Annotated in this window: 16 protein-coding genes; 6 read left to right on the top strand and 10 right to left on the bottom strand. The window is 66.1% G+C overall.

Annotation, left to right across the window (positions count from 1 at the left end; all coding sequences use genetic code 11):
* Positions 1–29: 29 nt before the first annotated feature.
* The 5 genes from qcrA (at position 30) to ACLKOY_RS00440 (ending at position 4429) form a co-directional block, all read left to right on the top strand.
* Positions 30–1106, top strand: coding sequence for a cytochrome bc1 complex Rieske iron-sulfur subunit (gene qcrA / locus ACLKOY_RS00460; protein WP_140037424.1), 1077 nt, complete (start codon positions 30–32; stop codon positions 1104–1106).
* Positions 1103–2917, top strand: coding sequence for a cytochrome bc1 complex cytochrome b subunit (qcrB, locus tag ACLKOY_RS00455; RefSeq protein ID WP_363569849.1), 1815 nt, complete (start codon positions 1103–1105; stop codon positions 2915–2917). The genes qcrA and qcrB overlap by 4 nt, the downstream gene beginning before the upstream one ends.
* A 93-nt stretch (positions 2918–3010) precedes the next feature.
* Complete coding sequence (locus ACLKOY_RS00450; protein WP_363569847.1) at positions 3011–3424, top strand: Rid family hydrolase; 414 nt, start codon at positions 3011–3013, stop codon at positions 3422–3424.
* A complete protein-coding gene (locus ACLKOY_RS00445) occupies positions 3421–3924 on the top strand; it encodes a GNAT family N-acetyltransferase (protein WP_436451979.1) in 504 nt (167 codons plus the stop codon). The genes ACLKOY_RS00450 and ACLKOY_RS00445 overlap by 4 nt, the downstream gene beginning before the upstream one ends.
* Before the next feature lie 85 nt (positions 3925–4009).
* Positions 4010–4429 carry a rhodanese-like domain-containing protein gene (locus tag ACLKOY_RS00440; RefSeq protein ID WP_436451978.1) on the top strand — a complete coding sequence of 140 codons (420 nt, stop codon included), beginning with the start codon at positions 4010–4012 and terminating at the stop codon, positions 4427–4429.
* 55 nt (positions 4430–4484) lie between these two features.
* Here the strand turns inward: ACLKOY_RS00440 and ACLKOY_RS00435 are convergent, their stop codons facing one another.
* The 5 genes from ACLKOY_RS00435 to ACLKOY_RS00415 form a co-directional block, all read right to left on the bottom strand.
* A complete protein-coding gene (locus ACLKOY_RS00435; protein ID WP_140037429.1) occupies positions 4485–4919 on the bottom strand; it encodes a cytochrome c oxidase subunit 4 in 435 nt (144 codons plus the stop codon).
* A 3-nt stretch (positions 4920–4922) separates the two neighbouring features.
* A complete protein-coding gene (gene ctaD, locus ACLKOY_RS00430; protein ID WP_181164200.1) occupies positions 4923–6656 on the bottom strand; it encodes an aa3-type cytochrome oxidase subunit I in 1734 nt (577 codons plus the stop codon).
* Between the two features lie 3 nt (positions 6657–6659).
* Positions 6660–7559 carry an aa3-type cytochrome oxidase subunit II gene (gene ctaC, locus ACLKOY_RS00425; RefSeq protein ID WP_436451977.1) on the bottom strand — a complete coding sequence of 300 codons (900 nt, stop codon included), beginning with the start codon at positions 7557–7559 and terminating at the stop codon, positions 6660–6662.
* Positions 7560–7655: 96 nt separating this feature from the next.
* The gene (gene erpA, locus ACLKOY_RS00420) at positions 7656–8021 is read right to left on the bottom strand and encodes an iron-sulfur cluster insertion protein ErpA (RefSeq protein WP_042538408.1); all 366 of its coding nucleotides are present in this window, start codon (positions 8019–8021) and stop codon (positions 7656–7658) included.
* 71 nt (positions 8022–8092) lie between these two features.
* Positions 8093–9514, bottom strand: a complete 1422-nt coding sequence (locus ACLKOY_RS00415) for a dipeptidase (protein ID WP_436451976.1) — start codon at positions 9512–9514, stop codon at positions 8093–8095.
* A gap of 46 nt (positions 9515–9560) precedes the next feature.
* Here ACLKOY_RS00415 and ACLKOY_RS00410 point away from each other — a divergent pair, with 46 nt between their 5' ends.
* Positions 9561–10148 carry a DUF3043 domain-containing protein gene (locus tag ACLKOY_RS00410; RefSeq protein ID WP_363569836.1) on the top strand — a complete coding sequence of 196 codons (588 nt, stop codon included), beginning with the start codon at positions 9561–9563 and terminating at the stop codon, positions 10146–10148.
* Between the two features lie 74 nt (positions 10149–10222).
* Here ACLKOY_RS00410 and ACLKOY_RS00405 read toward each other — a convergent pair whose 3' ends face one another.
* The 5 genes from ACLKOY_RS00405 to dnaE form a co-directional block, all read right to left on the bottom strand.
* Positions 10223–11245, bottom strand: coding sequence for a quinone-dependent dihydroorotate dehydrogenase (locus ACLKOY_RS00405; RefSeq protein WP_436451975.1), 1023 nt, complete (start codon positions 11243–11245; stop codon positions 10223–10225).
* Positions 11246–11255: 10 nt separating this feature from the next.
* Positions 11256–11726 (bottom strand): transcriptional regulator NrdR, encoded by a 471-nt coding sequence (gene nrdR / locus ACLKOY_RS00400; protein WP_056307011.1) that lies wholly within the window; start codon positions 11724–11726, stop codon positions 11256–11258.
* Between the two features lie 10 nt (positions 11727–11736).
* Positions 11737–13044 (bottom strand): histidinol dehydrogenase, encoded by a 1308-nt coding sequence (gene hisD, locus ACLKOY_RS00395; protein ID WP_436454072.1) that lies wholly within the window; start codon positions 13042–13044, stop codon positions 11737–11739.
* Positions 13044–14456 (bottom strand): hypothetical protein, encoded by a 1413-nt coding sequence (locus tag ACLKOY_RS00390; protein WP_436451974.1) that lies wholly within the window; start codon positions 14454–14456, stop codon positions 13044–13046. The genes hisD and ACLKOY_RS00390 overlap by 1 nt, the downstream gene beginning before the upstream one ends.
* Before the next feature lie 113 nt (positions 14457–14569).
* Positions 14570–18088 (bottom strand): DNA polymerase III subunit alpha, encoded by a 3519-nt coding sequence (gene dnaE, locus ACLKOY_RS00385; RefSeq protein ID WP_363569829.1) that lies wholly within the window; start codon positions 18086–18088, stop codon positions 14570–14572.
* Positions 18089–18129 lie beyond the last annotated feature (41 nt).

Raw genomic sequence — 18129 nt, 5'->3', positions numbered from 1 at the left:
TCATCGAAGAGGAACGTACGAGGAGCACCATGGCACACGACGACGACTCGCAGGCTCTTGACAGGGCCTACCAGCCCTCTCCAGGGCTGGGTGTCGCAGTCAGCGATCCCGTGCAGAACCCGGGGCTGCCGCCGCACCGCGCGCGGATGACCGACAAGGACCCGCGCGCTGAGAAGGCTGCGGAGCGCACGGTCTACACGCTGTTCTATCTCTCGCTGGCAGGAAGCATCTGGGCGGTCGCCGCCTACATGCTCTTCCCCATCGAGAGCGGCGCGCTCATCGACATCCGTCAGAACAACCTCTTCATCGGTCTGGGAATCGCGCTGGCGCTGCTCTCGATCGGCATCGGCGCGATCCACTGGTCCAAGGCGCTGATGAGCGACAAGGAGCACATCGAGCACCGCCACCCCACCCGGGGCAAGGACTCGACGCGAGAGGCCGTCGTCGAAGCGTTCGCCACCGCGAACGAGGAATCCGGCTTCGGGCGACGCACGATGATCCGCAACTCGCTGTTCGCGGCGATCGTGGCCTCGATCATCCCCGGAGTCACGCTCTTCCGTGGCCTCGCCCCGCACAGCACTCCTGACGACCCCACCGCGGGCGACCCGGTGACGCTCCTGAAGCACACCATGTGGGAGAAGGGTCAGCGCCTCGTGCGCGACCCCGACGGCACGCCGATCCGCGCAGCGGATGTCACCCTCGGATCCGCGTTCCACGTGATCCCCGAGGACCTCGCCGAGCTCAGCCACCACGACGGCTACCTCGAGGAGAAGGCGAAGGCCATCGTGCTGATGATGCGCCTCCGCCCCGAGCAGCTCACCGAGGCCGAAGACCGCAAGGACTGGTCGTACGACGGCATCGTCGCGTACTCGAAGGTCTGCACGCACGTCGGATGCCCTGTGGCGCTCTACGAGCAGCAGACCCACCACCTCCTCTGCCCCTGTCACCAGTCGCAGTTCGACGTCACGGATCACGCCAAGGTCATCTTCGGACCGGCCGCACGTCCGCTGCCGCAGCTGCCCATCACCGTCGACGACGAGGGCTACCTCGTCGCACGCAGTGACTTCACCGAGCCCGTCGGCCCGAGCTTCTGGGAGCGCCATTGAGCACCGCAACGCTGTCCAAAGAGGACAAGGACAACAAGGCGCCTCTCGGCGGTCGATTCGTCGGCGCCGCGTCGAACTACATCGATGAGCGCACCAGCATCTCCGGCTTCGTCAAAGAGCTCGGTCGCAAGATCTTCCCCGACCACTGGTCGTTCATGCTGGGTGAGATCGCGCTGTGGAGCTTCGTGGTCGTGTTCCTCTCGGGAACCTTCCTGACCTTCTTCTTCGACGCCTCGATGGTCGAGACGCACTACACGGGCGCATACGCACCGATGCGCGGAATCGCCATGTCGGCGGCTCTCGAGTCATCCCTGCACATCTCGTTCGATCTCCGCGGTGGTCTTCTGGTCCGCCAGATCCACCACTGGGCCGCACTGGTCTTCGTCGCCGGAATCGGCGTGCACATGCTGCGCGTCTTCTTCACGGGTGCGTTCCGCAAGCCTCGCGAGCTCAACTGGGTGATCGGCTTCGTGCTGTTCGTCCTCGCGATGGCAGAGGGCTTCACCGGTTACTCGCTGCCCGACGACCTCCTCTCGGGCAACGGCCTGCGCATCATCGACGGAATGATCAAGGGCATCCCGCTGATCGGCACGTGGACGTCTTTCCTTCTCTTCGGTGGCGAGTTCCCCGGAACCGCGATCGTCGGACGCCTGTACACGCTGCACATCCTGCTGCTTCCGCTGCTGGTGATCGGCCTCATCGCCGTGCACCTGATGCTGATGATCGTCAACAAGCACACGCAGTTCGCCGGCCCCGGCCGCACGAACGACAACGTCGTCGGCTACCCGATGATGCCCGTGTACATGTCGAAGATGGGCGGCTACCTGTTCATCGTGTTCGGCACGATCGTTCTGATCGCGACGTTCTTCCAGATCAACCCGATCTGGAACTACGGCCCGTACGACCCCTCCCCCGTCTCGGCCGGTACCCAGCCTGACTGGTACATCGGCTTCGCCGACGGTGCACTGCGTCTGGCGCCGTCGAACCTCGACGTGGTCTTCCTCGATCACACCTGGTCGTTCGGAATCCTGCTGCCGCTGGTGGTTCTCGGTCTGTTCATCGTGCTCGTCGCGATCTATCCGTTCATCGAGGCCTGGGTCACGGGAGACAAGCGCGAGCACCACATCGCTCAGCGCCCTCGCAACGCAGCGACCCGCACCGCCATCGGCGTCGCCGGCGTCATCTTCTACGCCGTCCTGTGGGCTGCAGCATCGTCCGACCTCATCGCGACGCACTTCATGCTCACGATGGAGGGCGTGATCCACGCCCTCCAGGCACTGCTGTTCGTCGGACCGGTTCTCGGTTACTTCATCGCGAAGCGGATCGCGCTCGCTCTGCAGAAGAAGGACCGGGAGATCGTGCTTCACGGCTTCGAGTCCGGCCGTATCGTCCGCCTTCCCGGCGGCGAGTTCATCGAGGTCCACCAGCCGGTCGACAAGTACGACCGCTGGAAGCTCATCGATGTCGACGGCTACGAGCCCCTGGTCGTGCGCCCCAATGCGAAGGGACGCATCTCGTGGACCGAGAACCTGCGCTCCTCCATCTCGCGCTGGTTCTTCGAGGACCGTCTCGCTCCCCTCACTCAGGCCGAGATCGAGGCTGCGGATGCGCACCAGCATCACGTCACCGCACAGAACGACGAGACCGAAGCGGCCGAGATCCAGGGCGCTCACGAGCGCGCCGGTGTCCCCGATGCTCCTCTCACCGTCAGCGAGACCCACGTCGATGAGACCGCGAACACTCCCAGCACGGTCATCTCGACCGAGCCGGTGAAGAAGCCTCGCAAGAAGAAGTCTGAGGACGGCGAGTAATATCTCCCATCCCACGAAAGGGCCCTGTTCGATTCTCGGACAGGGCCCTTTCGCATGCGGAAGCCATCCATGTGCGCGTGGCAGGATCGTGACATGAGCTCAGCAGTCCAACTCATCCGTTCCGCCGACCTCGCCGCCGCACCGTACGCGTACGCAGCGACAGCCCCAGCCGGGTCTCGGCTTATCTTCTTCGCCGGGGCCTGCCCGCTCGAAGACGACGGCAGCACGACAGCCCCTGGTGACTACTCCGCACAGGCCGCACGCTGCGTCGAGACGCTCGACATCGCCCTGCGTGCCAGTGGTGCTACGCGGTCAGACATCATCAGCACACGCGTCCTCGTGGCGTCCTCGTCCCAGGACGACCTGGTGGCCGCCTGGGACGTCGTGCACGCCGCCTTCGGCGACCACGATGTGCCGAGCACCCTGATGGGAGTCACCGTGCTCGGGTACGACCATCAGCTGGTGGAGATCGAAGCGGTCGCGGCCATCACGGAGGATGCACGATGAGCGAACTCATCCGACCGGCAGTCGCCGAAGACGCGGAGGCGCTGCATGCCATCGAGACACAGGCCGACGCCCTCCTGATCAGCAGCCTGGGGGCGCCGGATTGGCCGCCCGCAGGCGATGGAGGTGCGCGACTCGCAGCTACAGGGTTCGTCCTCGTGCTCGAAGATCCCAGCGGCTCCTCCCCTGTCGGCTTCGTGCACGTCCTCGACGCCGACGGCCATGCGCACCTGGAACAGCTCTCCGTGCTTCCGTCTTCCACACGTCAGGGCTTCGGGCGCCGACTCGTCAGTGCCGCTCTCGAGGCGGCACGCGAGCGTGGCTACACCCGCATGACCCTGCGGACGTACGCAGAGATCCCCTGGAACGCTCCGTTCTACTCGTCGTGCGGCTTCCTCGAGAGCATCCCCGAGACGCCGTTCCAGCGCGGCCTCGTCGACACCGAGACCTCTCTCGGGCTCGACCGATACGGTCGTCGGGTGCAGATGACCGTCGAGCTCTGAATCGCGCATCGAGATTGGCGGGATCAGACCTGTCGTCGTCGGGAAGACGACGGCGGATGCACCCACGCGTCCCTAGGCTGAGTGAATGATCGATCGCGCTGAATACTATGCCGCCAAACTCGCCTACGAGACCGATGCGAGCGATGTGCACGCCGCGCTCCAGGCCGGAGACAGCGTCGTCATCATCGATGTCCGCTCCGACGAGGCATGGGCGCAGGGACGCGTCGCCGGGGCCACGCACATGCACTACAGCGAGATCGCGAGTCGCGCGCCGGGTGAGATCCCGGCAGGCTCCGCGGTGGTGGTCTACTGCTGGAGCCCGGGGTGCAACGCCGGCGCGAAAGGCGCTCTCGAGTTCGCGAAGCTCGGATACGCGGTTCGGGAGATGATCGGCGGTTTCGAGTACTGGGTCAGGGAGGGCTATCCCGTGGAAGATGCCGACGGCGTGCACCGACGCCCTGTCGACCCGCTGACCGGCATCGCCCGCATCCGCTCGCGGGCGTAGCCACTACATGCAGAAAGCCCCTGGGACCGGGTCCCAGGGGCTTTCTCGCTGTATGTCAGCGGGCGAAGTTGCCGCGGTAGTACTCGTAGACCCAGCCGATGATCGCGACCACGAAGATCGCAAGACCGATCGGGAGCAGGAACTGTCCGACGGCGAGGCCCACCACGAAGATGCCGGCGGATCCGGCCAGCACGATCGGCCACCAGGACCACGGGCTGAACTCACCGAGTTCGGGGTCACCGTCATCGATGTCACTCGTGAGGATGTCCTCGGGCAGCTCACCGTTCTGAGCCTTGTGGGTGCGGTCGAGGTAGAACGCGATCATCGCGCCCATGAACGCTGCGAAGAACAGCGCAACTGTTCCGACCCATTCGATCCGCATGGCGAAGTTGTCCGACGGCGTGGCAAGGATGTGCCAGCCGGTGTAGACGACTCCGACCAGGGCGAAGAAGGCGGTCAGGACCCACCAGAGGATGACGTTGTCGCGCATGGCTCAGTGGCCCTCTCGCTCGCCGGGTGCGGCATGTGTGAACTCCGCCGCCTCCGGGTGATTCAGGTCGAACGCGGGACGCTCGCTGCGGATACGCGGGATCGACGTGAAGTTGTGACGCGGCGGCGGGCAGGAGGTCGCCCACTCGAGCGAAGCTCCGTAGCCCCACGGGTCGTTGACCGTGACCTTGGGTGCCTTGCGAGCCGTGATCCAGACGTTCAGGAAGAACGGCAGCATGGACGCACCGAGGATGATCGCACCGATCGTCGAGACCTGGTTCTGCCAGGTCCAGCCGTCAGCCGCCGAGTAGTCGGCGTAACGACGCACCATGCCGTCGACACCCAGCCAGTGCTGGATGAGGAAGGTCATGTGGAAGCCGATGAACAGCATCCAGAAGTGCACGTAGCCGAGACGCTCGTTGAGCATGCGTCCGGTCCACTTCGGCCACCAGAAGTAGAAGCCGGCGAACATCGCGAAGACCACGGTGCCGAAGACGACGTAGTGGAAGTGTGCGACGACGAAGTACGAGTCGGACAGCGCGAAGTCGAGCGGCGGAGCCGCGAGGATCACACCGGTCAGACCACCGAACACGAACGAGACCAGGAAGCCGAGTGCGAACACCATCGGCGTCTCGAACGTCACGGACCCGCGCCAGAGCGTGCCGATCCAGTTGAAGATCTTCACACCCGTCGGCACCGCGATGAGCATCGTCATCAGCGCGAAGAACGGCAGCAGCACCGAGCCGGTCACGTACATGTGGTGAGCCCACACGGCGACGGACAGTGCGGCGATCGCGATCGTCGCGTAGACGAGGGTCTTGTATCCGAAGATCGGCTTGCGGCTGAAGACCGGGAAGATCTCGGACACGATGCCGAAGAACGGCAGGGCGATGATGTACACCTCGGGGTGACCGAAGAACCAGAAGAGGTGCTGCCAGAGCAGGACACCGCCGTTGGCCGGGTCGTAGATGTGAGCGCCGAGCACGCGGTCGGCGCCGGCGGCGAAGATCGCCGCCGCGAGCACCGGGAAGGCCATCAGGATGAGGAGGCTCGTGATCAGCGTGTTCCACGAGAAGATCGGCATGCGCCACATCGTCATGCCCGGGGCACGCATCGTGATCACCGTGGTGATGAAGTTCACTGCGCCGAGAATGGTTCCGAAGCCCGAGATGCCGAGACCCAGCATCCAGAGGTTTCCACCGGCACCCGGCGAGAACGACGCACTGGCGAGCGGCTGATAGGCGAACCAGCCGAACGACGCCGCACCCTGAGGGGTGAGGAAGCCGGCGACCGCGATCGTGGATCCGAAGAGGAACAGCCAGAACGCGAACGCGTTGAGACGCGGGAACGCCACGTCCGGTGCGCCGAGCTGGAGCGGCAGGATCGCATTCGCGAACCCGGCGAAGAGCGGCGTCGCGAACATGAGGAGCATGATCGTTCCGTGCATCGTGAAGAGCTGGTTGTACTGCTCCTTGGTCGGGATGATCTGCATCCCGGGAGCGAACAGCTCTGCGCGGATGACGAGGGCCATCACACCGCCGAGGAGGAAGAACAGCACCGAGGCGATGAGGTACATGTACCCGATCGTCTTGTGGTCGGTGGAGGTGATCCACTTGACGACGATGTTGCCCTTCTGCTCGACGCGTGACGTGCTCATGAGAGCGGCCTGGCGCGCGGGCAGAGTGGTGGGTCGAGAGCGAGGGGCCTCGTCGGTGCGGGGGGCTTCAGTGGTCGACATGGCTTACTCCTCTCCTTCCTCGGAGGTCGGGGCGGTTGTCCCGGGGTAGTTCGACAGACGGTCGTAGGCGTCCGTGATGTCTCCGGTGTTGCCTTCCTCCTCGAGCGACTGGAGGTAGGCGTCGTACTCGTCCTGCTCGACGACCTTGACGTTGAAGAGCATCATCGAGTGGTACTCGCCACACAGCTCGGCGCACTTGCCGGCGTACTCGCCGACACGCGTCGGGATGAAGGACCAGGAGTTGTCCTTCCCGATGTACATGTCCTTCTTGTAGAGGAAGTCGATGATCCAGAAGGAGTGGATGACGTCGCGGGACTGGAGGTTGATCGTGACCTTCTGGTCGACCGGCAGCACCAGGGTCGGAAGCTGCGCCTGGTCGATGTTGCCGTCTGCATCGGGCTGAGCCTGGATTCCCATGGTCCAGACGGCGTCGGAGTTGTCCTCCTCGTCGCCGTCGTACTGGAAGTCCCACGCCCACTGCTTGGCGATCGCCGTGATCTCGACGTCGGGCTCGTCCCACTTCGCCTCGATCGCCGACTGGTCACGAGCCGTGAAGAAGAACATGCCCAGCACGAGGATCAGCGGCACGACCGTGTAGAAGATCTCGATCGGCATGTTGTAGCGCATCTGCACCGGCAGACCCGTCTGACCCTTGCGACGACGGTAGGCGATCGCGGCCCAGGCCATCAGGCCCCAGGTGATCACGCCGACAGCGAGGAGGACGATCCAGGAGTTGACCCAGAGCGAGGACACGCGCTCGGTCTGGTTGGTGGCCGCAGGCTCACCCTCCACGAAGCCAGGGAGGTAACCGTTCAGCTCAGTGGCAGTACATCCCGCCAGGGCCACGGCTGCCGCTACTCCCAGGGGGAGAGCGGCCCAACGAAGGCGGCGTTTCGAGGGCACGATGCACCTTTCAGATTGCGGACAGGGCACACCCAAGTCTAGGGCAACCTCACACCTGATTCATGCCAACCACGCAGGTTGGCGAGGGGGTTCGGATCAGTGGAAGCTGTCTCCACAGGCGCAGCTGCCCGCGGCGTTCGGGTTGTCGATCGTGAAGCCCTGCTCGGAGATCGTGTCCTTGAAGTCGATCGATGCTCCATCGAGATACGGGACGCTCATGTTGTCGATGATGACCTCGACGCCGTCGAAGTCGACGGTCTCGTCTCCCTCGAGGAATCGCTCGTCGAAGTACAGCTGGTAGATCAGGCCGGAGCATCCTCCGGGCTGGACGGCGACGCGCAGACGCAGGTCGTCACGGCCCTCCTGCTCGAGGAGGTTCTTGACCTTGATGGCCGCGGCGTCTGTCAGCTTCACGCCGTGCGCCTGGGTGGTCTCTGCTGAAGTCAGTGTGGTGTCGCTCATGTCGCTCCTTCGGACGGGCCGTGCTCGCACGGCTGGTGACTCGATTTTACCCTCAGCCTCGACGATCGGGCTCAGATGATGATGTCGTTCATCCGCGAGAGCAGCAGCGCCTCGGTCGCCACCGCGTGGCGGAACGTGTCGAGGTGCAGTGATTCGTTGGGGCTGTGTGCTCGCGAGTGCGGGTCCTCGACGCCGGTAACGAGGATCTGCGCATCGGGGAACTCGCGCACGAGATCGGCGATGAACGGGATCGACCCGCCGACACCGAGGTCGACGGGCGGCACTCCGTAGCCGTCCCGCATGGCATCGCGGGTGAGCGCGACGGCCCAGCCGCTGGTGTCGACGAGGAAGCCGTTGCCGAGATCGACGTCGGAGAAGGTCAGCTCCGCGCCGTACGGCGCGTTCGCGCGCAGGTGCGCCTCGAGGGCGGCGTACGCCTCCTCACCGGTCTGGCCGGGCGCGACGCGCGCGCTCACGACGACCGTCACCTCCGGAAGGAGGGTGTTCGACGCCGCAGCGACACTGGTCGCGTCGATGCCGATGACGGTCACCGACGGCTTGTTCCAGATCCGGCTGAGGATGCTGCCGCCGCCGATCGGCGACGTGCCGGGCAGAAGGCCTGCTTCATCTCGAAGCGTCTCCTCGCTGTATTCGGGCGTGGGCGCCTCGCGCTCGGTCATCCCGTCGACCGCGACGGATCCGTCGTCGTTCCAGAGCGTCGATAGCATCTTGACCGTGGCCATCATCGCGTCGGGGACGGCGCCGCCGAACATCCCCGAGTGCGACGCGTGATCGAGCGTGCGCACGCGCACGGTGAATCGTGCGTTGCCGCGCAGCGAGACCGTGAGACCAGGTGTCACCGAATCCCAGTTCCCCGAGTCCGCCACCACGATGGCGTCGGCGCGGAGTGCCTCCTTGTTGTCCGAGAGGAACTGTGCGAACGAACGGGAGCCGTACTCCTCCTCACCCTCGATGAACATCGCGATGCCCAATTCGAGGTCATCACCGACGACCTCGGCGACAGCACGGATCGAGGCGATATGGGCCATGATCCCCGCCTTGTCGTCGGCAGCGCCCCGACCGTACAGACGTCCGTCGCGCACGGTGGGCTCGAACGGCGGCGTCTCCCACAGAGCGTCGTCGCCCGGAGGCTGCACATCGTGGTGCGCGTAGAGCAGGATGGTCGGCTTGCCGTTGCGCGCCGCGCGTGTCGCGAGCACCGCCGGCTGCCCGTGCTCGTCGGTGCCCGGGATCGCGGCACGGAGAACGCGCACATCGTCGAACACCCCGGTGGCCGTGGCGAGTGCGGCGACGGCCTCGGAGCTGCGCTCGAGCTGCGTCTGGTCGAACGCGGGCCACGCCATGCCGGGAATGCGGACGAGTGCACCCAGGTCACTCAGCGCCGCGGGCAACCCCGTCGACACAGCCTCCAGGACGGCCGGTTCGCGTTCGCTGGACAGATTCTGTTCGCCGGGCTGGGCAGGAGATGTCATGCGAGTAATCTTAAGGTGATCCGCCTTCACTGAACCGAGGAACCTCGTGGCCACTACCCCTGTCACCCCTTCGACGAACGACGACGCCCCCGAGACGCCTGCGTCGGGCAAGGGACGCGCGACGCCGACCCGGGCCGAGCAGGAGGCTGCTCGCCGTCGACCTCTGGTCGCGAACACCAAAGAAGCGAAGGCCGCGGCGCGCGCAGAGCTCAACGAGCGACGCAACCGAGCACAGGCCGGCCTGGCCGCCGGCGAGGAGAAGTACCTCCCGGCTCGCGACAAGGGGCCGCAGCGCCGTTGGGTCCGTGACTACGTCGACGCCGGTTGGCACCCGGCCGAGTTCGTCATGGGCGTCATGGTGCTCGTCATCCTGGTCTCGCTTCTGCCCGCGAACCTCGCCATCGGCGGATTCGCCATCGCCGGCTGGGCCTACCTCGTGATGATGGCGTACCTGATCCTCGCGATCGGCGGCATGGTGCTGCTGGGCATGCGGGTCAAGCGCAAGATCGCCGCGAAGTTCGGCAAGGAGCGCATGGAGCGCGGCCTCGGCTGGTACGCCGCGATGCGGTCGCTGCAGATGCGGTTCATGCGCCTGCCCAAGCCTCAGGTGAAGCGCGGCGACTACCCCGCCTGATCCCAGGACTTCCAAGAGAGGCGTCTCCTGCTCCCCGAGCACGAGGCGCCTCTCGCTTGCACGGGCGCGGCGGCTCAGCGAGCGACGAGACCCCGGTTGATCTCGCGACCCCAGAACGGACCGCGGTAGAGGAAGGCCGTGTAACCCTGCACGAGCGTCGCTCCGGCTTCGAGCCGCTCCTGAACGTCGGAGGGGGTCTCCACTCCCCCGACGGCGATGACGCAGAACTCCGAGGGCACGACCGAGCGCACGAGACGCAGCACCTGCAGAGAACGCTCCTTGAGCGGAGCGCCCGAGAGTCCACCCGCTCCGATCTCCGCGACCGTCGCCGAATCGGTCGTGAGGCCGTCCCTGCTGATCGTGGTGTTGTGAGCGATGATCCCGGCGAGCCCCTCGTCGACCGCGAGCTTCGCGATGGCGACGATCTCCTCGTCTGAGAGATCGGGGGCGATCTTGACGAGCAGCGGAGTCTCACCGGATGCTGCTCGCACCGCCCTGAGCAGCGGAGCCAGGGTCTCGACGGCCTGAAGCCCACGAAGTCCGGGAGTGTTCGGCGATGAGACGTTGACCGCCAGGTAGTCGGCGAGCGGGGCCAGCCTCGTCGCGGAGGCCACATAGTCGGCTGTGGCGTTCTCGACATCGACGACACGACTCTTGCCGATGTTCACGCCGATGACCGTGTCGGGTGCACCGCGCCGCAGTCGCGCGAGTCGCCGAGCGGCGGCATCCGCGCCCTCGTTGTTGAACCCCATGCGGTTGATGACCGCTCGATCGGCGATCAGGCGGAACAGCCGCGGCTTCGGGTTGCCGTCCTGCGGGATCGCCGTGACGGTGCCCACCTCGACGTGTCCGAAGCCGAGCGCGGCGAGACCACGGACGCCGACGGCGTTCTTGTCGAATCCGGCCGCGATCCCGAAGGGAGAGGAGAACGTCAGGCCGAGAGCCTGAACCTGCAGGGACGGGTCGGGCTTCGTCAGCGTCCGCGTCGCCCAGGAGAACGGCGGCGCCCCGAGCACGCGGATCACCGCCATACCGGCGTGGTGGGCGAACTCAGGGTCGAAGCGCGACAGGACAGCGCGAAAGAGCAGCGGATACATCCCTGCCAGATTACCGGTCGACGGGCTCCGGCTTGACGTGGTCGGCACGGAGGTCGGTGATGGCGCTCTCGAAGTCCTCGAGCGAGTCGAAGGCCTGGTACACGCTCGCGAATCGCAGGTACGCGACCTCGTCCAGGTCGCGGAGCGGCCCGAGGATCGCCAAGCCGATCTCGTTCGTGTCGAGCTGCGAGACACCAGTCTGTCGAACGGCCTCCTCGACCCGCTGTGCGAGGATCGCCAGATCGGCCTCGGTGACGGGCCGCCCCTGACAGGCCTTGCGCACGCCCGAGATCACCTTCTCGCGACTGAACGGCTCCATGACGCCGGATCGCTTGATCACGTTGAGGCTCGCCGTCTCCGTCGTCGTGAAACGGCCACCGCACTCAGGGCACTGACGTCGACGACGGATCGAGAGACCGTCATCACTGGTGCGGGAATCGATGACCCGGGAGTCCGAGTGACGGCAGAAGGGGCAGTGCATCTGACCGATCCTACGCGGTGAAACGCGCCTCGATCGCCTCGCCGTGTGCGGGAAGCACCTCGGTCTCCGCGAGGGCGACGACTCCCTCGCGCACATCGGCGAGTGCGGCGCGATCGTAAGAGATGACCTGCTGCGGACGCAGGAACGTGTATGCACCGAGTCCGGGCGCGTAACGCGCCTGTCCCCCGGTCGGCAGGACGTGGTTGCTGCCCGCCATGTAGTCGCCGAGGCTCACTGGGGTGTGGTCTCCGACGAACACCGCCCCTGCGCTGGTGAAGGCGTCGGCCGCGGCCTCGGCGTCTTCGAGGTGCAGTTCGAGGTGTTCGGGAGCGTACGCGTTGCTGAACGCCGTGGCCATCGCACGGTCATCGACCAGGACGATCGCCGACTGCGGCCCGTCCAGCGCCGCCGCCACTCTCGTCGCGTGGCGCGTGGCGCCAGCCCGTCGCTGGACCTCGACGGCGACGCGGTCGGCCAGCTGCGGCGAGTCGGTGACGAGCACAGCCGACGCCTGCTCGTCGTGCTCAGCCTGGCTGACGAGGTCGGCGGCGATGAGTCGCGGGTCGGCGGCGACGTCGGCGACGACGAGGATCTCGGTCGCCCCCGCCTCGGAGTCGGTGCCGACGACGCCCGCCACAGCGCGCTTCGCGGATGCGACGTAGTTGTTGCCCGGCCCTGACAGCACGTCGACCGGATCGAGCCCGATCCCCGCGACGCCGTGCGCGAAGGATCCGATCGCCCCTGCCCCACCGATCGCGTACACCTCCGTGATGCCGAGCAGGCCCGCTGCGGCGAGGATCGTGGGGTGGACGCGCCCGCCCTGGTCCTCCTGCGGCGGTGAGGCCAGTGCGATCTGCTGCACTCCCGCGACCTGCGCCGGGACGACGTTCATGATGACGCTGGACGGATAGACCGCTTTGCCTCCGGGGATGTACACCCCTGCGCGGTGAACGGGCTGCCAGCGCTGGGTGATCGTCGCGCCGGCACCGATCCGCGTGATCTGACGCTCCGGCACCTGCGCCGCCGAGGCGATGCGCACGCGGCGGATCGCCTCCTCGAGAGCGAGGCGGACATCAGGCGCGAGCACCTCGAGGGCGTCCGCGATGTGCTGGGCGGGCACACGGATCTCGTGCCCGGAGACCCGATCGAAACGCTCCGCCTGCTCGCGCAGAGCCTCTTCGCCTCGCTCTCGTACGTCGTCGACGATGCGGGCCGCGGTGTCGAGAGCCTCGGCCCGGGCCTGGGTGGCGCGCGGCACGACCGCGAGCATGTCAGCGGGCGAGAGCTCTTGCCCCCGCAGATCGATCGTGCGCAAGATCAGCCTCTCGTGATGTCTGCGATGTCGTGCAGGTAGCCGATGCGACCGTCATCGTGTCTGATGACGTACGCACCGCCCCGGTCCTCGATGACGAGAGCCCAGGCGTTCGGACCTACCCGGAAGATGCTCTCGCCGCGCTCATCATGCACGTCACGCTCGGTCGGTGCGAGGATCCAGAAGGGCTGCGGGGCCGAGAAGTCCTGCTGCGGGTTCGTCGCGGCGAAGTCGTTCTCGTCGTCGACGGCGGGGAACGCGGTGGTCTCGGCCGACGACACGTCGCGTGCGGTCGCTCCCAGCAGAGACTCGATGCTTCCGGTGTCGGAGACGATCTCGGGCTCCTGACCGCGTGATCGGCGCGAGTACGCGGGAGTATAGGCCTCATCAGAGGTCGTCTCCTCGGTTCCCGTGCCTCCGCCCGAGGCGTGCGAGGAGAGCGGCACCTGCTCGGCGAGATCGAGACGGGCGACCTCATCGGTCGCCTGCGCGTCGGACAGCTCGACGTCGATGCCGGACGACGGAGCAGCCACGGTCGTGTACGCCGGCTGGGTCGACTCCACCGTGTGCGGCGCGGGGGCAGGATCCTCCGTGTACGCCGGCGGGGCGGCATCTGTGGCGGAGGCCGCCGGGACTGGGACAGCGTCCGTCGTGTTCGCCGCCGGGGCGAGGTGGGACTCGTGGCCGACGTCGGCGGACGGAACGGACGCGAGGTGAGAAGCAGGTGCTGTCTCCTCGTGCGGCGCATGGTCTGACTCGGGGGCCCCGGCGGTGTTGTTCTCCGCGGGCGCAGGCTCGGGGCGCGGGCGCGCGATGACCGGCCGGACCGGATTCGCATTACGGTGCGCGAGGGTGACGAGTCGACCCTGGAAGTCCTCCTTGAGGCCGGGCACCAGCGGAGCGAACACCGTGAAGACGACGAGCGCGAGCGCCGCGAGAAGTTGGACGACGCCGTTCCAGGGGAGCCCGAAGACGCCGAACTCGATCACGAAGGCGACCGCGTTCCAGAGTGCTCCCAGCCAGAAGACGGCCGAGACGGAGAACGCCACGGAAGCGAACTGATCGATCCCCAGCGAACCGACGCGTCGGATGCCGTCGGGCGAGAAGCGGCGGAGGACCAGCAGGAACACGGCGACCGTCGGCACGCCGATGGGCAGAATCCACTGGATGCCGGCGCCCCAGATCGACGCGTCGCCGACGTAGGGGAAGAACGAGGCGATGAAGGCGATGAGCCACACGCCGACGATGAGCAGCTCCCGCAGCGTGAACCCGAGGATGCCGTACTCCGGCGTCACCTCATCGTCATAGAGAACGCCGTCGTCATCGGAGAAATCCTCCTCGATCGCGACGTCGGATGCGGCCGCGGAACGGTCTGCATCTGAGTCATCGTTGTTCAGGAAGGGTGATTCCGTGCTCATGGGGAGGGTCCTTTCGCCACGGTGCAGAGCCTCTGCGTCGTGCACCCGAACGCGTCCTGATACTACCCGGTGCGCCCGTGAGGACCCATCGAGCGGCGACGCTTCGCTGATGCTCAGCCCAGGCAGGTCGGCCCGAGCAGCGATTTGAGATCGCCGAACAGATCGGCTGACACCTTGACCGGCATCGGCACGTCGAAGACCTTCGCCGTGCCTCCGCGGTGCACGCGCAGCACCACCTCGGTGTCGCCGTTGTGGCGTCGCAGCACTTCGGCGAGCTCGGTCATCACACGCTCGGTCGCCCTCTGCTCCGCCAGGACGAGCGAGAGGGGTCCCGCGGCGTCGAAGGAGCCGACATCCGGCGCGAACGCCGACTGCGCATGCAGGTTGAGTCCGTCATCGCGCTTCGACACGCGTCCGCGCACCGCGAGGATGGAGTCCTGCTGCAGGATGTGCTGGAACTCGGTGTAGGTCTTGCCCATGAACATGACCGTCACCTCGCCGTTGAAGTCCTCGACGGTGATCATGCCGTAAGGGTTTCCGCTGGCCTTCGCGACACGATGCTGGACGCTCGTGACGAGACCGGCGACGGTGACCTGCTCGCCGTCCTGCATATCCTCGGAGTTGATCAGGTTGTGGATCGAGATCGATGCGTGCTTCGCAAGCGGCACCTCGAGCCCTGCGAGGGGGTGGTCCGACACGTAGAGCCCGAGCATCTCGCGCTCGAACGCGAGCTTGTCCTTCTTGATCCACTCCGGCCGCGCCGGCACCTTCGCAGGCGGCGCCTCTTCCATGTCGTCGTACAGGCTGTCGAAGTCGAAGCCGATCGCGCCCTGCGCCTCGTTCCGCTTGCGATCCACAGCCGCCTCGACGGCGTCCTCGTGGACTTCGAGCAGCGCGCGGCGGGAGTCGCCCATCGAGTCGAACGCACCGGCCTTGATCAGCGATTCGACCGTGCGCTTGTTCGAGACATGCAGCGGCACCTTCTCGAGGAAGTGGTGGAACGAGGTGAATCGCTCGTCCTTCCGTGCCGCGATGATGCCCTCGACGACGTTGCTGCCGACGTTGCGGACGGCACCCAACCCGAATCGGATGTCGTCGCCGACGGCGGCGAAGTACTTGATCGACTCGGAGACGTCGGGCGGGAGCACCTTGATGCCCATGCGACGGCACTCGTTGAGGTACAGCGCCATCTTGTCTTTCGAGTCGCCGACGCTGGTGAGCAGCGCAGCCATGTACTCGGCGGGATAGTGGGCCTTGAGATAGGCGGTCCAGTACGACACGACGCCGTAGGCCGCCGAGTGCGCCTTGTTGAAGGCGTAGTCCGAGAACGGGAGCAGGATCTCCCAGATCGCGTTGACGGCTCCGTCGGAGTATCCGTTCGCGTGCATGCCGGCCTGGAAGCCCTCGAACTGCTTGTCGAGCTCCGACTTCTTCTTCTTGCCCATCGCGCGGCGGAGGATGTCGGCCTGTCCGAGCGAGAACCCGGCCACGCGCTGGGCGATGGCCATCACCTGCTCCTGGTAGATGATCAGACCATAGGACTCGTCCAGGATGTCGGCGAGCGACTCGGTGAACTCCGGATGGATCGGCGTGATGGGCTGCTGACCGTTCTTGCGCAGCGCGTAGTTCGTGTGCGAGTTCGCGCCCATGGGCCCTGGACGGTACAGCGCGATGAGTGCCGAGATGTCACCGAAGTTGTCCGGACGCATGAGGCGCATGAGCGACCGCATCGGACCGCCGTCGAGCTGGAAGACGCCGAGCGATTCGCCTCGTCCGAGCAGGTCGTAGGCCCCGCGGTCGTCGAGTGCGAGGTGTTCGAGGTCGAGCTCCTCTCCGCGGTTGGTGCGGATGTTGTCGAGCGCGTCCGAGATGATCGTCAGGTTGCGCAGCCCGAGGAAGTCCATCTTGATCAGGCCGAGCGACTCGCACGAGGGGTAGTCGAACTGCGTGACGATCTGTCCGTCCTGCTCGCGGCGCATGATCGGGATGATGTCGATCAACGGCTCGGACGACATGATCACGCCCGCCGCGTGCACTCCCCACTGTCGTTTCAGACCCTCGAGACCGAGCGCGCGGTCGAAGACCGTCTTCGCCTCCGGGTCGGTCTCGATGAGAGCGCGGAACTCGCTCGCCTCCTTGTAGCGGGGGTGCGCGGAGTCGAACATTCCGTCGAGGGGCATGTCCTTGCCCATCACGGGCGGCGGCATCGCCTTGGTCAGCCGCTCCCCCATGCTGAACGGGAACCCGAGCACGCGGCCCGCATCCTTCAGCGCCTGCTTGGACTTGATCGTGCCGTACGTGACGATCTGTGCGACGCGCTCGGATCCGTACTTCCTGGTCACGTAGTCGATGACCTCGCCACGGCGCCGGTCATCGAAGTCGACGTCGAAGTCGGGCATCGAGACGCGGTCGGGGTTCAGGAACCGCTCGAAGATGAGGCCGTGCTCGAGCGGGTCGAGATCAGTGATCCTCATGGCATAGGCGACCATGGAACCGGCTCCGGATCCACGACCGGGCCCCACGCGGATGCCGTTGTCCTTGGCCCAGTTGATGAAGTCGGCGACGACGAGGAAGTAGCCCGGGAAGCCCATCTGCAGGATGATGCCGGTCTCGTACTCGGCCTGCTTGCGCACCTTGTCGGGGATCCCGCTCGGGTACCGGTAGTGGAGACCCGCCTCGACCTCTTTGATGAGCCAGCTGTCCTCGGTCTCTCCGTCGGGCACCGGGAAGCGCGGCATGTAGTTCGCCGCCGTGTTGAACTCGACCTCGCAGCGCTCGGCGATGAGCAGCGTGTTGTCGCAGGCCTCAGGGTGATCGCGGAAGAGCTGACGCATCTCGGCGGCGGTCTTGATGTAGTAGCCGTCGCCGTCGAACTTGAAGCGGTTGGGGTCGTCGAGTGTCGAGCCCGACTGCACGCACAGCAGGGCCTCGTGCGCATCGGCCTCGTGCTGATGCGTGTAGTGCGAATCGTTCGTCCCGACGAGCGGGATGCTCAGATCTTTCGCGAGCCGGATCAGATCCGTCATGACCCTGCGCTCGATGGAGAGACCGTGATCCATGATCTCGGCGAAGTAGTTCTCCTTGCCGAAAAGGTCTTGGAACTCCGCGGCTGCGGCGCGGGCCGCGTCGTACTGGCCGAGGCGAAGACGTGTCTGGATCTCTCCCGAGGGGCACCCGGTGGTGGCGATCAGTCCCTTGCCGTAGGTCTGGAGCAGCTCACGGTCCATGCGGGGCTTGAAGTAGTAGCCCTCCATGCTCGACAGAGAGCTGAGGCGGAACAGGTTGTGCATCCCCTGCGTGCTCTCGCTCCACATCGTCATGTGCGTGTAGGCACCCGAGCCCGAGACATCGTCGCTCTTCTGATCGGGAGACCCCCACTGCACGCGCGTCTTGTCACTGCGATGTGTGCCGGGCGTGACGTACGCCTCGAGTCCGATGATCGGCTTGACCCCTGCCGCGTTCGCCGCCTTGTAGAACTCGAAGGCCGCGAACGTGTTGCCGTGGTCGGTCACCGCGATGGCCGGCATGTCGTAATCGGCCGCCGCCTGGGTCATCGCCGCGATCTTCGCCGCCCCGTCGAGCATCGAGTACTCGCTGTGCACGTGCAGGTGGACGAAGGAGTCGGATGCCATGCCTTCGAGTCTACTTTCGGCATCCGACATCGCAGGCCGGG

It is taken from the genome of Microbacterium sp. K2 (assembly GCF_051365005.1).
In the GTDB taxonomy this organism is placed as follows: Bacteria; Actinomycetota; Actinomycetes; order Actinomycetales; family Microbacteriaceae; genus Microbacterium; species Microbacterium foliorum_B.
The sequence above is the reverse complement of the archived record's forward strand: the minus strand, read 5'-3'. Positions and strand labels throughout refer to the sequence as shown.

What these genes read in the sequence shown, in the direction of transcription:
- qcrA (WP_140037424.1), top strand. Translation starts at nt 30, where the DNA reads ATGGCACACGACGACGACTCGCAGGCTCTTGACAGGGCCTACCAGCCC.
- ACLKOY_RS00450 (WP_363569847.1), top strand. Translation starts at nt 3,011, where the DNA reads ATGAGCTCAGCAGTCCAACTCATCCGTTCCGCCGACCTCGCCGCCGCA.
- ACLKOY_RS00445 (WP_436451979.1), top strand. Translation starts at nt 3,421, where the DNA reads ATGAGCGAACTCATCCGACCGGCAGTCGCCGAAGACGCGGAGGCGCTG.
- ACLKOY_RS00440 (WP_436451978.1), top strand. Translation starts at nt 4,010, where the DNA reads ATGATCGATCGCGCTGAATACTATGCCGCCAAACTCGCCTACGAGACC.
- ACLKOY_RS00435 (WP_140037429.1), bottom strand. Translation starts at nt 4,919, where the DNA reads ATGCGCGACAACGTCATCCTCTGGTGGGTCCTGACCGCCTTCTTCGCC.
- ctaD (WP_181164200.1), bottom strand. Translation starts at nt 6,656, where the DNA reads ATGTCGACCACTGAAGCCCCCCGCACCGACGAGGCCCCTCGCTCTCGA.
- erpA (WP_042538408.1), bottom strand. Translation starts at nt 8,021, where the DNA reads ATGAGCGACACCACACTGACTTCAGCAGAGACCACCCAGGCGCACGGC.
- ACLKOY_RS00415 (WP_436451976.1), bottom strand. Translation starts at nt 9,514, where the DNA reads ATGACATCTCCTGCCCAGCCCGGCGAACAGAATCTGTCCAGCGAACGC.
- ACLKOY_RS00405 (WP_436451975.1), bottom strand. Translation starts at nt 11,245, where the DNA reads ATGTATCCGCTGCTCTTTCGCGCTGTCCTGTCGCGCTTCGACCCTGAG.
- nrdR (WP_056307011.1), bottom strand. Translation starts at nt 11,726, where the DNA reads ATGCACTGCCCCTTCTGCCGTCACTCGGACTCCCGGGTCATCGATTCC.
- ACLKOY_RS00390 (WP_436451974.1), bottom strand. Translation starts at nt 14,456, where the DNA reads ATGAGCACGGAATCACCCTTCCTGAACAACGATGACTCAGATGCAGAC.
- dnaE (WP_363569829.1), bottom strand. Translation starts at nt 18,088, where the DNA reads ATGGCATCCGACTCCTTCGTCCACCTGCACGTGCACAGCGAGTACTCG.